The sequence below is a fragment of the Maribacter taeanensis genome (genome assembly GCF_047345145.1).
In the GTDB taxonomy this organism is placed as follows: domain Bacteria; phylum Bacteroidota; class Bacteroidia; order Flavobacteriales; family Flavobacteriaceae; genus Maribacter_C.
Window position 1 is genome coordinate 57,101 of record NZ_JBLFER010000001.1, and the last position, 12,894, is coordinate 69,994.

The 12,894-nt window shown below is 39.1% G+C and carries 18 protein-coding genes and 1 tRNA gene; 15 read left to right on the forward strand and 4 right to left on the reverse strand.

Annotated features, from left to right (window positions below; genetic code table 11):
* Positions 1 to 5 precede the first annotated feature (5 nt).
* Entirely contained in the window at positions 6 to 1,799 is a 1,794-nt protein-coding gene (locus ACKWCD_RS00300) for an arylsulfatase (protein WP_413981923.1), read from the reverse strand.
* A gap of 144 nt (positions 1,800 to 1,943) precedes the next feature.
* Between ACKWCD_RS00300 and ACKWCD_RS00305 the strand changes: the two genes are divergently transcribed.
* The 15 genes from ACKWCD_RS00305 to ACKWCD_RS00375 all read left to right on the forward strand — a co-directional run bounded on the left by ACKWCD_RS00305 (position 1,944) and on the right by ACKWCD_RS00375 (position 11,142).
* Positions 1,944 to 2,666, forward strand: a complete 723-nt coding sequence (locus tag ACKWCD_RS00305; protein ID WP_413981924.1) for a M15 family metallopeptidase — start codon at positions 1,944 to 1,946, stop codon at positions 2,664 to 2,666.
* A gap of 63 nt (positions 2,667 to 2,729) precedes the next feature.
* Positions 2,730 to 2,803: transfer RNA gene (locus ACKWCD_RS00310), tRNA-Pro, on the forward strand.
* 190 nt (positions 2,804 to 2,993) lie between these two features.
* Positions 2,994 to 4,145, forward strand: coding sequence for an NADH-quinone oxidoreductase subunit B family protein (locus ACKWCD_RS00315; protein WP_413981925.1), 1,152 nt, complete (start codon positions 2,994 to 2,996; stop codon positions 4,143 to 4,145).
* 11 nt (positions 4,146 to 4,156) lie between these two features.
* Complete coding sequence (locus tag ACKWCD_RS00320; RefSeq protein WP_413981926.1) at positions 4,157 to 4,432, forward strand: hypothetical protein; 276 nt, start codon at positions 4,157 to 4,159, stop codon at positions 4,430 to 4,432.
* 12 nt (positions 4,433 to 4,444) lie between these two features.
* Positions 4,445 to 4,771, forward strand: a complete 327-nt coding sequence (locus ACKWCD_RS00325; RefSeq protein WP_413981927.1) for a hypothetical protein — start codon at positions 4,445 to 4,447, stop codon at positions 4,769 to 4,771.
* Positions 4,768 to 5,058, forward strand: a complete 291-nt coding sequence (locus tag ACKWCD_RS00330; protein WP_413981928.1) for a hypothetical protein — start codon at positions 4,768 to 4,770, stop codon at positions 5,056 to 5,058. The genes ACKWCD_RS00325 and ACKWCD_RS00330 overlap by 4 nt, the downstream gene beginning before the upstream one ends.
* Before the next feature lies 1 nt (position 5,059).
* Positions 5,060 to 5,350 carry a hypothetical protein gene (locus ACKWCD_RS00335; protein ID WP_413981929.1) on the forward strand — a complete coding sequence of 97 codons (291 nt, stop codon included), beginning with the start codon at positions 5,060 to 5,062 and terminating at the stop codon, positions 5,348 to 5,350.
* A 7-nt stretch (positions 5,351 to 5,357) separates the two neighbouring features.
* On the forward strand, positions 5,358 to 5,633 hold the full coding sequence (locus tag ACKWCD_RS00340) for a hypothetical protein (protein WP_413981930.1): 276 nt from the start codon (positions 5,358 to 5,360) through the stop codon (positions 5,631 to 5,633).
* 29 nt (positions 5,634 to 5,662) lie between these two features.
* Entirely contained in the window at positions 5,663 to 7,537 is a 1,875-nt protein-coding gene (locus tag ACKWCD_RS00345) for a nickel-dependent hydrogenase large subunit (protein WP_413981931.1), read from the forward strand.
* A complete protein-coding gene (locus tag ACKWCD_RS00350; RefSeq protein WP_413981932.1) occupies positions 7,530 to 8,069 on the forward strand; it encodes a hypothetical protein in 540 nt (179 codons plus the stop codon). The genes ACKWCD_RS00345 and ACKWCD_RS00350 overlap by 8 nt, the downstream gene beginning before the upstream one ends.
* Before the next feature lie 4 nt (positions 8,070 to 8,073).
* Positions 8,074 to 8,475, forward strand: a complete 402-nt coding sequence (locus tag ACKWCD_RS00355; protein ID WP_413981933.1) for a helix-turn-helix domain-containing protein — start codon at positions 8,074 to 8,076, stop codon at positions 8,473 to 8,475.
* Positions 8,472 to 8,765 (forward strand): hypothetical protein, encoded by a 294-nt coding sequence (locus tag ACKWCD_RS00360; protein ID WP_138657691.1) that lies wholly within the window; start codon positions 8,472 to 8,474, stop codon positions 8,763 to 8,765. The genes ACKWCD_RS00355 and ACKWCD_RS00360 overlap by 4 nt, the downstream gene beginning before the upstream one ends.
* 34 nt (positions 8,766 to 8,799) lie before the next feature.
* On the forward strand, positions 8,800 to 9,570 hold the full coding sequence (locus ACKWCD_RS00365; RefSeq protein ID WP_413981934.1) for a DUF6503 family protein: 771 nt from the start codon (positions 8,800 to 8,802) through the stop codon (positions 9,568 to 9,570).
* Between the two features lie 12 nt (positions 9,571 to 9,582).
* A complete protein-coding gene (locus ACKWCD_RS00370) occupies positions 9,583 to 10,080 on the forward strand; it encodes a hydrogenase maturation protease (RefSeq protein ID WP_413981935.1) in 498 nt (165 codons plus the stop codon).
* 78 nt (positions 10,081 to 10,158) lie between these two features.
* Positions 10,159 to 11,142: a DUF6503 family protein gene (locus ACKWCD_RS00375; protein ID WP_413981936.1), complete on the forward strand. Its 984-nt coding sequence runs from the start codon at positions 10,159 to 10,161 to the stop codon at positions 11,140 to 11,142.
* Between the two features lie 7 nt (positions 11,143 to 11,149).
* On the opposite strand, the gene ACKWCD_RS00380 is transcribed toward ACKWCD_RS00375, so the two are convergent.
* Genes ACKWCD_RS00380 through ACKWCD_RS00390 form a run of 3 tightly spaced genes read right to left on the reverse strand, consistent with a single transcriptional unit; the run spans position 11,150 to position 12,892 of the window.
* On the reverse strand, positions 11,150 to 11,920 hold the full coding sequence (locus tag ACKWCD_RS00380; protein WP_138657694.1) for an ATP-binding protein: 771 nt from the start codon (positions 11,918 to 11,920) through the stop codon (positions 11,150 to 11,152).
* 21 nt (positions 11,921 to 11,941) lie between these two features.
* Complete coding sequence (locus ACKWCD_RS00385; RefSeq protein ID WP_138657695.1) at positions 11,942 to 12,199, reverse strand: HypC/HybG/HupF family hydrogenase formation chaperone; 258 nt, start codon at positions 12,197 to 12,199, stop codon at positions 11,942 to 11,944.
* 27 nt (positions 12,200 to 12,226) lie between these two features.
* The gene (locus tag ACKWCD_RS00390; RefSeq protein WP_413981937.1) at positions 12,227 to 12,892 is read right to left on the reverse strand and encodes a TetR/AcrR family transcriptional regulator; all 666 of its coding nucleotides are present in this window, start codon (positions 12,890 to 12,892) and stop codon (positions 12,227 to 12,229) included.
* Positions 12,893 to 12,894 lie beyond the last annotated feature (2 nt).

Genomic DNA, 12,894 nt, shown 5'->3' on the forward strand with positions numbered 1-12,894 from the left:
AACAGTTAATCAATGCGAGAAAATAAAAGTAGTCGAACGTCCATTGCTGATTTGCCAGGAATTCGTGGAGCTTTTAGTGTCATTGTTCTCCTTCCATTTTGCAGAAAGATTTCGCCTAAGCGCTTCGATTTAAAATCTTTCACATAAGATTCTTCACGAGGGTCACGATCGTTTTCCATACCTGAAAGAGGTGGGTTATGCGCTTCAGTTATTCTAGTGACCAACATGCTTTTTCCGTTTATCAATTGAACAGCAACACCAGTATCTTCTTCGGCAAGTGTATAATATAGTTTCACCTCAAATTTACCTTTTTCTAATACATCAATATCCCATGTAATTGAGTCTTTTTCACTTTTCCAATTGGTAAAAAAGGTATTGTTCGGATAACGATTACTCCGCTTAATATTTCCGTGGGGAACACCATCACGAGCCGGAATTTGTGTAAACTTAAAATCCGGATGTCCAAGAGTTATGGGTCGGTCATCTGTTTCCGAAGTCATTGGTTTGATTTTGGTGAGCCAATCAATTTTGGACTTTCTAAGAGAATCAACAATTTTTGGAAACTGCTCGGAAAGGTCATTTTTCTGTTCTCTATCCTTAACCATATCGTATAGTCTATCTTCATTATCTAAACGATATTTTTGGGTTCTAACGCTCGTTTTTCCGCTCCAATGGTTGAAGATTAGTCGGTCTTTCCATTTTGGTTTAGATTCCAATATTAAGGGAGCTAAGCTTATTCCATCCAAGGGCTTTTTGATATTTATAGGTACGCCGGAAAGACTTGCCAAAGTTGGTAGTATATCTATTGCACTTCCGATTTGTGATATAGTTTTGTTCTCTGCTACTGTGCCTTTCCATTGCAGTAGAAATGGTGTTCTAACTCCCCCTTCATCTGTAGAACCTTTTCTTCCACGCATATTTCCGTTCCATCGCCACCCATTGGGTCCATTGTCCGAGAGATAAATGACAATTGTATTCTCCCTAAGTTGAAGTTCTCTTAATTTGTCAATTACTCGTCCCACATTATAGTCAATATTTTCTACCATGGCTAAAGCGGCCTTCGTATGATTGATCGTTGTTGATTCTTTACCCAAGTATTTTAAATTGAGATCCCTTTCCTTGAATCTATCCCAAAATTTATCTGGTACTTGCATGGGGCTATGTGGAGTATTTAAAGGGAGGTATAAAAAGAAAGGGTTCTCTTTATTTTTAGTTATAAATTCTATTCCGTGATTAATCAAATCATCTACTAAGAATCCATCACCTTTTACAATTTTGCCATTGTGTTCTAGCATCGGACTGAAATAGTTTCCCCAATGCCCTGATGCGAATCCGTAATAATCATCGAATCCTCTTGTGTTTGGGTGGTAAGGGGCTTGCATACCGTTATGCCATTTTCCATAAGCCGCAGTTTGATATCCAGCCTGTTTGAATACCTCTGCAACTGTGGTTTCGTGCAAGTTCATGCGTTCTCCACCTGCTGAGGTGCTATGCACACCAAGTCTGGTGAATTGTCTTCCAGTAAGCAGTTCAGCACGGGTAGGGGAGCAAACAGGCTGCACATAAAAGTTGTCAAAGGAAACGCCATTTTTGGCTAAGGCATTAATATTAGGTGTATTGATATCAGTATTACCGTTCATGTTTAAATCACCCCAACCCAGATCATCGGCCATGATGATAACTATGTTGGGTTTTCTAGGCGCTTCTTTATTTGCAGAACCTTGGCTTTTAGATTCTTCCTTACAAGAGGCTATCAGCAATAGAAAACCTATGGAAATGGGTAGAATATTCTTTAGCATAAAAACTTGATTGGGTATAGTTCTTAAAGGAATCTCTTAAAAGTGCAAAAAAAAAGAAGCAAACCCAAATGCTTTAGCCATTACCTTACTTCAATGGGAAATCTTATTTTTTTGACATAAATTCATACATTCTAAAAGATTTCAATGCGATATTTATCTCTCATAATTTTTATTAGCTTCCTATTTTGTTCTTGCAAGAAAAAAATTTCGCCTGAAAAGGAGAATACAAATGCAACAGAAGAAACTGTAGAAACTTCAGATATCATTGGAGAGAAGAAACCAGTCCTTAAAAAAAAGTTCAAATCTTTGAGTGGTCTCGCGGATTCTACTTTTGTCCGATTGGCAGATTTTAGCGATGGTTTTGTCTATGATATGCGTTATGCGACGGATAATAATTTTCTAGAAGCACAGGTTTATGATTGTGCTGAATGCTATACCCGTGTAAAAACAGTCAAAGCATTATTGGCAGCGAATAAAGCATTTAAGACGAAAGGTGTAAAGATCAAATTCTATGATTGTTACCGTCCGAACTCCGTCCAATATAAGATGTGGAAAATAGTTCCGAACCCCCAATATGTTGCGAACCCAGTTAAAGGTTCTATTCATAATAAAGGGGGAGCTGTTGACATTACTCTGGTTACTTTGGATGGAGAAGAATTGGATATGGGCACCGACTTTGATTTCTTCGGAAAGCGCGCTTATCATGATAATTTTGATTTACCACAAGAGATTTTGGATAATCGGAAGCTCCTAAAAGAGACTATGGAAAAGCATGGTTTTTGGTCGACAAGAACAGAGTGGTGGCATTACAATTTGCAGGGCGCACATAAAGACCCGGTTGCTAATTTCAAGTGGAAATGTGATTAGTCAATTTTTTTGAAAATCATAGATAGATATCTCAACTACTTTTCTATTTTTGCAATCCGATTTCGGGATGTAGCGCAGTCCGGTAGCGCACTCGGCTGGGGGTCGAGTGGTCGCAGGTTCAAATCCTGTCATCCCGACGATACGAAAAAGTGATATCAAAAATGATATCACTTTTTTTGTTTTCAGGAGTGGACCAAAATTGAGTTTGGGGCAGCTTCAAGTAAGTACCCTTTCTTCCTCAATTCAAAACAATTAGAAAATGTTTTCTATACTCAAAAGGCATTTTAATTGTTGATTTTGCAGTATTTCCCCTAAATTTATAGGGATATGACACAATCTTTGGTAAATCATTTTCAAGGTCCCATTCCTAACGTTTTTGACGTAGTGCATGCTTTTTGGATTGCAGGAGGCAGCTGCGATGGATGTTCTATTGCTACTGTGGGGGCTACAAGTCCATCCGTCGAAAACCTCTTGAATGGTACGATTCCTGGGGCAGCAAAAGTAATTTTACACCACCCAGTGTTAGCCGTGAATGCAGGTGAGGCATTTATAGAACCGTTCAGGCTAGCTGCAAAAGGAGAGCTTGGTGCTCCATTTGTAGTACTGTGCGAAGGCTCAATAATGGACGAAAGTTTGGCTGCCGAAACCGGAGGTTATTGGTCAGGGCTTGGTGCTGATGAGGATGAAAATGGAGATCCACAACCTATTCCTTCTTCTAGTTGGGTTACCCGAATGTCAGAACATGCTGCGGCAGTAATAGCAGTAGGTACTTGTGCAACTTGGGGAGGTGTTCCAGCCGCAGCTAATAATCCCACCAACGCGGCGAGCGTTATGGATTTGCTAGGTGAAGACTATAGAAGTATCTTAGGGTTACCAGTTGTAAATATACCAGGATGTGCGCCACAAGGAGATAATATTACAGAGACCATTGCCGCAGTACTTTTATTCTTAAACGGATTGGCTCCCCTCCCTGAGTTCGATGAACTCGGAAGACCTCAATGGTTGTTTGATGAAACCGTTCATAGAGGTTGTACCAGAGCAGGATTTTATGAGGAAGGTACTTTTGCCGAAGAACATGGCGATAAAGAATGTCTTGTTGAAATTGGTTGTTGGGGTCCAGTTGTACAATGTAACATAAATAAAAGAGGAGCTATTAATAATGCCGGCGGATGTATGAATGTTGGTGCACCATGTATCGGTTGTACGATGCCAGGTTTTCCAGATAGCTTCGCACCATTTTATAAAACGCCGCCAGGAACAATGGTTTCTTCTAGCATTTCCAAAGTAACGGGTACGGTTATTCGTAATTTGAGGGAAATGTCAATGGCGAATCTAAACAGAACCACAAAATGGGACGAAGATGGTCATGTTCCTTCAGGATGGGGTCATGTTAAAGAACCTAATCTAGTAAAGAAGGTGGTAAAGTATGCATATCAAAAAATGCAGTTTAGTGATAGCCCAAAACCAGGTTCCAATTAAAAGTCATTGCAATGGAAAACGAAACTCTTTTTAACGAATGGTTGATCGGACTTGTAGTAGTCTCGCTCATTGTTGTGATTGCTGCCGTACTTCTGATTTTAGTATTCTTAGCGGCAAAACGAATCTTAAGATTGGCTGGGGCTGCTTTGGAAATAGTTACTCAAATAAAAAACAATACCCTACCCATTTGGGAATTGGAAACTACCAACAAAGTAGCAGTTGATATTCAAAATGAGGCGGAAGCAATTCAAGCACATGCTACTTTGGTAGCAGAAGCTTTGGAATAGAATATATAAAGTATGAGCACAGGAATACAATTATGGATAATCTCATTGGTCATCGGACTAGTAGTCATTGGCGTAGTAGCTTTACTTCTCAGTTTGGTTAAGAAAACGGCCATTAAGATTGATGATACCGCGGCAGACATTTGGACACAAGGAAAACTAACAGCAAACAATACGATTCATATTCCCTTGTTCTTGACCAAAACGAACCAAGTGGCTGGTAAAATATTGAAAGCCGCAGTAGCAATTGTTGGTGGTTCAAAAGCCATAACGCAACATATTGAGGGTTGTCCAGGCTGTCCTCATTGTATCCTGCAATCCTCTGAAAATAATGTCCTATGAGTGTACTATTAATGGTAATTACAATTTTAGCGGTACTCCTTTTGGTGTTTGTTTTGGTGTATTATTTACGAGGAATAATCAAACTCTTAACCAGTATTGGAGGTAGTGGCTCCAGTTATTTAGCCAAACTAAGACTTGGTCTTAGAGCAATCGAAACCGAAACAGGACATCTTCCTGTTCAAGTTACAAAATTGAATGGGGGCCTGACCAAAGTTGCGGGTGGATTAAAAGTGGTTGACGAAGAATTAAAGGCATCAATCGATGCAGCATTAAAACAAAAAGTGTAGTATGGAAGCTGTAAATATATTATGGTTGATATTATTGATAGTTACGGTACTTGTGCTGCCCTACCTAATATATTTGTTACATAAAACTTGGCAGGCATCTAGATCTATTGAGCGATATTTTAAGGAAATGAAAGAGGCGGGTATAGGGATTGCTAACAATACAGAACATGTCAAGGCCTTAAATGATACAATTGGTGTTGCATCTGGTATTTTAGGAGTTGCTGGTTCTATCAATGAAGGCGCGGATACCCTAAAAACTGCATTAGCTACGCGAGCTGAAAAAATAAATTAAAAATTCAATGAATTCGATGACACTATTTATGGCTACTTTAATTATCGTTACCTTGTTGGTGTTGGTATTGGTTATATATCTGATATTGATTATCGTTGCCCTAAGAAGAGCAGGTACCCATTTAGAAGGTTTGGCCGGAGGGCTTCAAAAAATACAAGATGATACTGAGCCTTTAGGAGAAAAAGTAGGGGTTATTAATGGTGCTTTAGGACAACTGCATGGTGGATTATCTTCTGTAGATTCTCATTTAGTGGCCATTGCAAAAGTTTTAAAACTAGTCTGATTAAATTAATTTAAATAAGAATATCGCCTATGTGCTTTAAAAATTTACCGATTGCATTTGATGAAGATGGAAATGCCTATTTAAAGGAAGGTCTTAAAGATCCTTATGAGCACAAAGTGGTCGATTTGGGTGAAGAACAGGAAGTTTTAAAGGGCTTGTTGGAACGCAACGGATTTATCAGAAATATAGATTATGATCCAGTAACCCGTGTTGCTGGGGCACTCGCTTTTCACAGCGTTGTGGACTTGGAAAAAAAGAAAGTCTTATCTACAAATTCCATGGCAACTCTATTTCGTGGTTATGAGGTTATTCTTAAAGGAAGAGACCCAAGAGATGCTGCTTATATTAGTAGTAGGGCTTGTGGAGTATGTGGTGGCGTGCACGCTACAACAGCAGCTTTAGCTATTGAAATGGCTTTGGATATCAAGCCACCACCACTAGGCATTGTTATGCGTAATATTTTATTAGCAATTGAATACCTATACGATCATCCGCTACACCTTTTCTTATTGGCTGGTCCTGACTATTCTGAAGAATTGGTTCGCGAGACCAATCCTGAACTCATAGATTTGGCAGCAGAGACTAAAGCAAAAAACAAGGATGTTCATGGCTATGATACCGTTTTGGATATCATGAAAGATTTGAACCCGCTCAAAGGTAAATTATACCTCGAGGCACTGAGTATGACTCGTGTTGCCAGAGAAGCATACGTTTTAATCGGTGGTAAATATCCGCACCCTCAGTCAGTTGTGCCGGGTGGACTTTCGGTTACGGTGACTGCTTCTGTATTGAATGAAGTGTACAGTAGGTTGATTAAATTTTTCGATTATAGCCAGAAGGTTACTGGCATCTGGGATGATGTCTTTGATTTCTTTTTGGAAAGTAATCCAGAATATGCAAAATGTGGAATTCGACCAGCGACCATGATGGATACCGGAGTTTGGGATAGACCAGACCATTATGATGCCTCCTTTGAAAATTGTGATAAATGGGGAGAAGCAAGATGGTCTACTCCAGGAGTTTTGGTTGATGGTGAAGTAGTTACTACTAAACTTACCGAATTGAACGCGGGTATTGAAGAGTTTGTTGAGCATTCCTATTACGAAAAATGGGACGGACATCGTTTTAAAGAAGATGCGAATGGTATGCCATTGAGTCCAAATCATCCTTGGAACAAAGAAACAATTCCGAAACCCGGAAAGCAAAGTTGGAAAGATCGCTATAGTTGGGATACAGCACCAACCTGGGACAGAATGCCGATGGAAGCTGGTGCCTATACCAGAATGTATATGACTGCAAAAGCACAAAAAGCACCTGCTAGCAAATTTTTGGAAAACACGGGTACGAGCATGAAAATAAAAGTACCGAAGCACTTTTTACCTGAAAAAACATTGGAATGGAAAATTCCAGAACATTGGAACGCATTTGAACGAAATAGAGCAAGGGCGTATTGTATTCCTTACTCAGCTATGGTTGCCATGGAAAATTGGTTGCTTGCGATGGATCTCATCAAGAACGGAGAAACAAAAGTTAGTGTACCCTATGAAATTCCTAAAAAAGGAACACATATCGGTTTTGGCGCTTGGGGTGCAGGTAGAGGTTTCCTTACACATCACCTTATTGTTGAAAATGGTGTCATAGAAAATTATCAAATCATTACTCCTTCAACATTAAATGCGGCACCAAGAACCCCTTGGGGCGAAATGGGTCCGTATGAAGAAGCTGTATTAAACACGCCCATACTTGAAAAATTCGATAAACCAGAAGATTATAAGGGCATCGATATTTTGAGAGCTATCCGTAGTTTTGATCCTTGTATGCCTTGTACTACGCATATAATGGCCAAGGATTCTGATCATATGGTAACAAGGGAGGTAACAACCTGTGCCTGTGGTGTTGAATAATATCCTAGTTGGTACGGTTGGTTATCATTTATTACGCAATCATTCGGTAGGTCCCATTTTACTTCCGCAACTAAACGGAAAGACATGGAATGGCAAAGTTACTGTCGAAGAAATGAACTGGGGCCCTATCGCCATTGTTCAGTATTTTCAAACACTTGAAATTCCATTTGAGCGCATTATCTTTTTAGTTGCTATAGAGCGTGAGGAACGTGAAATTGGTGACATCTCCGTTTATCAATGGTTAGGAAAACTGCCTGACGAAAAGCAAATTCAGGCTTGTGTTGGTGACGCAGCAACAGGGGTGATTTCGGTTGAAAACCTCCTTGTGATAGGTGAATTCTTTAAAATTTGGCCCAAAGAAGTATTTTTAGTCGATGTCGAACCCGGCCCAGAACAGGCAGGGGAGCACCTTACTGACGAGGTAAAAGTTAAGATTCCTGAAATTTTCCGTATTTTAGAAGAGCTAACCTTAGATGGAGAAGTTTTGATGGAAACTAAAAAACTACAAGGGGACACCCTATTCGAAGAGTAAGAATATGAACGATAAAATAGAAGACACCCCATTACGTTCCCTTTTTTGGAAGGATGAGATACTTCAAGTTCTATACTGGATGCGTGGCGAAGGTATTGGGTCAGAAGTAAGTTTAGCTCAGATACTTCCTTTTTTAAATACTTCCTATCAAAATTTGGAATTCCATCTAAACAAAATTAAAGATCAAGGTTTGCTTGTAGGTGAAAAGAAAGATGGTATTATCCATTACAAACTATCTGAATCCGGCAAAAAAGAAGGAGGACGTCAGTTCGCCGAAGCGTTTCAAGGTATGCAAAAAGCTGGACACGGCGAATGCGGTCCTGATTGCGAGTTTTGTTATGGTACGGATGGCGTAAAGCTGGAAAATTGTGTTCATAATTGTGCCAGTAGCCCCCAATCGATATGAGACCAATCCTTTTCAATAACGTAGAGTTCAAAGAAATCATGGAGTATGTGCAAGAATTGGTAAAACAAGCAGACACTATCCCTGATGAAGAAACAAAGGAACTTACCAAAGAAATATTGAAGTACTTTGATTTAATGCATCGCGAGCCACTATCGCGAATGTTGCAGGCAATTGAAAGCAGCTATCCCGATTTAAAAGATACCCTTAAACAAGACTATACCATAAATACATTGTTGGAATTATATGATTTTGAGAATACAAACCTCCCGAATATTGAAAAAGAGACCTAGCGTATTTTTTATAGTATTAGTTAGCTTCCTCATATTGAGTTGCAAAAGAGAAGTAAAAGAAGAAGCTGTAAAGCACGAACAAGCAAATCGTGAATTGAACGAGGCTGAAAAATTGGTCAATGAAGCCATAAAACATGCTGGGGGCATGAACAAATGGGCCTCTAAAAAAACCTTGACTTATACTAAGAATATTCAAAGTTATGATTCTATAGGTAACTTGATTCGCACTGTAGCACAAGTGCATAGGTATCAGTTAAAGCCTTCGTTTAAAGCAAATATGAGCTGGGAGCAAGATGGAAAGAAACATGAAATAGTAAATAATGGAAAACAGTCATGGAAACTGGTTAACGGAAAAATTCAAGATGATAAGGCCGCTGTAAATATTGCTTGGAATTCTTCATTCGGTTCTCAGTATATGGTAAGTATGCCATTTAAATTAAGGGCGCCCGGAACAATATTAAACTATGAAGGGATTGATACATTATCAAATAACCGAATAGTGCATAAGCTGAAAGTTACCTATGAAAAGGGAGCTGGAACTTCAGGAGGAATGCATACTTGGTGTTATTTTTTAAATACAGATAATTATCAATTCGAGGCTAATTTTTTAGACCATGGCAAAGGATTTTCATATACCGATTATGAGACCTTTATAGAAGTTGACGGCATAGAAATTACCAAAGAAAGAAAAAGTTACGGATCGAATGCAAGTATGGAGACTACCTATCTAAAAACCATTTACAGTAATTCTGACATTAAGTTTGATGCGGAATTCCCTGACAATCTATTCCAGGTCAATAATTAGAATTTTTATAAAGTGCAAAAAAAAATCCTCATTGCGGGTGTTGGAAATGAACTAAAGCAAGATGATGCTTTTGGGATTGAATTTGCTAAAATATTTAGACCCAAGGTCGCTCATTTAGATAACATCATGGTCATGGAAGTGGGCATTGGCGGTATTCATTTGGTGCAAGAATTGCATGCTGGTTATGACATTTTGGTTTTAGTAGATGCTGTGGCCTGGGGAGAAGAAGCAGGGCATATCTATTTTCGGGAAATGGAAAAGGTATCTGATATTGAGGAGATGCCTGTTTTTGAAAAACGGGTATTTTTGGCGGACATGCATTATACGAATCCAATTAGGGCCTTAATGCTCGCAAAAGCACTGAAGGTCTTGCCCGAAGAAGTTTATATTCTAGGCTGTGAAGCTGCAGAACATGATGATTTCGCCATAGGAATGACAACTGTGGTTACCGAAGCAATTCCCAAGGCAATAGACAAATTGCTAAGTTGGATGTCTATTAAAACTTCGTAATTTCAGAATTATTGAGCGCGCTTTATTGTTTTAGTATTAAATACAATTTTTGTAACTTTAGAATATAAATAGAATCTTATGAGTCAGGAAGTTAAGTCACCCCAAGGCCCTAAAAAAGTTGAGAAAAAATCCGAAGAAAAAATTCCTTGGTGGTTTAATCTGCAGGTAAAAGATTTGGTAAAACCCATTACCATAAAACGCATGCAATTATTATCTGCTGGGGCATTGCTACTTGCATTAATTGCTGGCGGATTTTATGCATGGGAAAACTTCTTGAGGGAGCCCACTGGAGCTGAATTTGTTGATGAAATTGTTGATGCTGCGGGTGGTCTTGATACATGGAAAGGTATTGAACACGGACAGTTTACACGCACGCATAATTTGTATGACGATTCAGGAGAATTATTAAAGTCTACTGAGGAGACCTTCTATTTTAAAAGAGGAAAAGAAGGCTTAAAGTTACAAGTAAAATCTGTTGGCTCTGACGATAGCGAAGTAGTTGTAGGTAAAGATGACGAAGGATTTTGGGCAACAAAGGACAACCAAACCGTGGACCCAATGATTGCAGCTAAGGATGAAGGAATGATGTGCGATTCTAAATTTTGTGACCCGCAATGCGCTTCTAGCATGGCATTCTTTAGATTTTCAATGCCATTTAAACTAAAAGATAATGGCGTAAATGCTAGTTTAGCTTCAACGGGATTTAATATTGCCGAGTTGAATTTGTTAGGCGGTTCTGGTAAAGAACCAACTTTACTCGATATTTCCTATGACCGAACAGTAGGAAAGGATAGCTGGCGATTTTATGTAGACCCTCAAGATAAGTTGATTCACAAAGTTGAATATTACAACAAGTCTGATAAGGGAGAAATACGACCCGAAGAAATTTATTGGACGGACCATAAAACCGTTGATGGCATAACCTTTAGCCATAGATGGACTAGGTATTGGCCTAATGGTAAGGTTATGGATGAATATGTTTATTCAGATGTAAACTTAGATAGTGAATTGCCTGACGGATTTTTCAATAGAAGAAATTCTTCGGCAATTGCAAACCGATAAAAAAGGCTTATCCAGCTAGGATAGAATCACGTAATTTTTCTAGAGCTTTTACCACTTTAGCCTCAGGGTCGAAATCCATGACAGACTTTCCCTTTAGATCGGCTGCGGTTACCTGTTCGTCAAACGGCACAAACACCGCGATTGGGAGATTTATTTTAGCACAGTACTCACGTATTGCCATTTCATCCTCTTTAGTACGGACCTTATTGGCAATGGCCTCCACTTGACCTATACCCAATTGTTCTGCCATTTCAGCAAATCGCGAGGCTGCTTCCAAAGACCTGTAGTAAGGTTCAACCACGGTATAGATTTTATCTACGTGCTTTGAAGTACCCCTTGTCATATGCTCTAGAGATGCCTCTGTATCCAAAACCATAACTTGACCTTCTTCAGAGGTCATTGCAGCATTGACCAATTCACGAACTACAGTATTAGGACCGCACAAGCAACCGGTACCTGCTTGCTCGGGTTTACCTACCATCAGCAAAGTCACATTATCCGTTACCTTTTGCCCATAGGTTTCCAAAACTTCTTGAAAAGGAATCTTTACCTGAAATTTCCATTTACCATCTTCGGTCTCGACTCTCTCAATAATGTCAGTACTCAAATTTGGAGGACCAGCGTCCGATTTGTCAATACCTAGAACAATCGATAAGTTCGGGTTTGGGTCACCATCAATAGCGAGTACTTGGTCGCCTTTGGCCCCAAAAATTCTACAAAGTGTTCCACTAATAGTAGTTTTTCCAACGCCGCCTTTGCCTGCTATTGCTATCTTCATTACAATTTGAATTAAGTATTATTATTCGTCGTCAGGTCGAATATCGTCTAAATCATCCGTTCCTAACAGAAAATCCATGGTACGTTTTGCCTCTTCTTCATCAACTACACTCATTGCGACCCCTACATGAACCAATACATAATCGCCCTCTTTGGCCTCTGGTACCAGACCTAGGTTGATTTTTTTTACAATACCGTCAAAAGAGACTTTTCCAATCTTGAAGACACTTTCGATATTATCTACAAAGCCTATGATTTTTCCGGGTACTGCGAGACACATTTTTTCGAAATTTAGTTTAAACTAGTTCTAAGTGAATTTACGGAAATCCAGCGAATATGGGTCTCCAGAATGAAATTTTAATTGAGGAAGAATTATGGCTTCGCATTCCATCCATCCTGCTTCAGTAAATAGTGGGAAAAGTTGTGTCCAAATAAATTCCTTGAAATGACCTTCCCCAATTTCGGTCTTACCGCGAACTTGTCTTTGCGTGAGCCAAAAGGTAATAATCATCCATATGGATTCTGAGGTATGTAAATAATGATTTTCACCTTTTTCAGGTTTCAAAATGTCCTTATCCATATTAAGCAAAAGCCATTCATGGATTTGAGCTATCATTTTCTCCATGTATTCCAATCGTTTGGAGTGCATTTTGGGATAGGCTCTTTCCATTTCAAGCATATCCAAAAAGTAAAACGAATACTGATTGAGTATAAAAAAATAGCGCCCTAAATGATTATCAAAGTCGATCAGGGAAGGAAAGTTTTGGTCTATCGAAAGTAATAGTTCCAATTCTTCACCCAATTCAGCATCGATGGCCTGAATTATGGCCTTTTTACTATAATAATGATAGGCTAGGTTTCCCACACTTATGCCTGTGTTATCTGCAATGTGCTGCAAGCGCACATTGACCAACCCTTTTTCATTAAAGAGTTGGATAGCTGATTTTAATATTTTTTGTTTTGTACTGTTCAAAG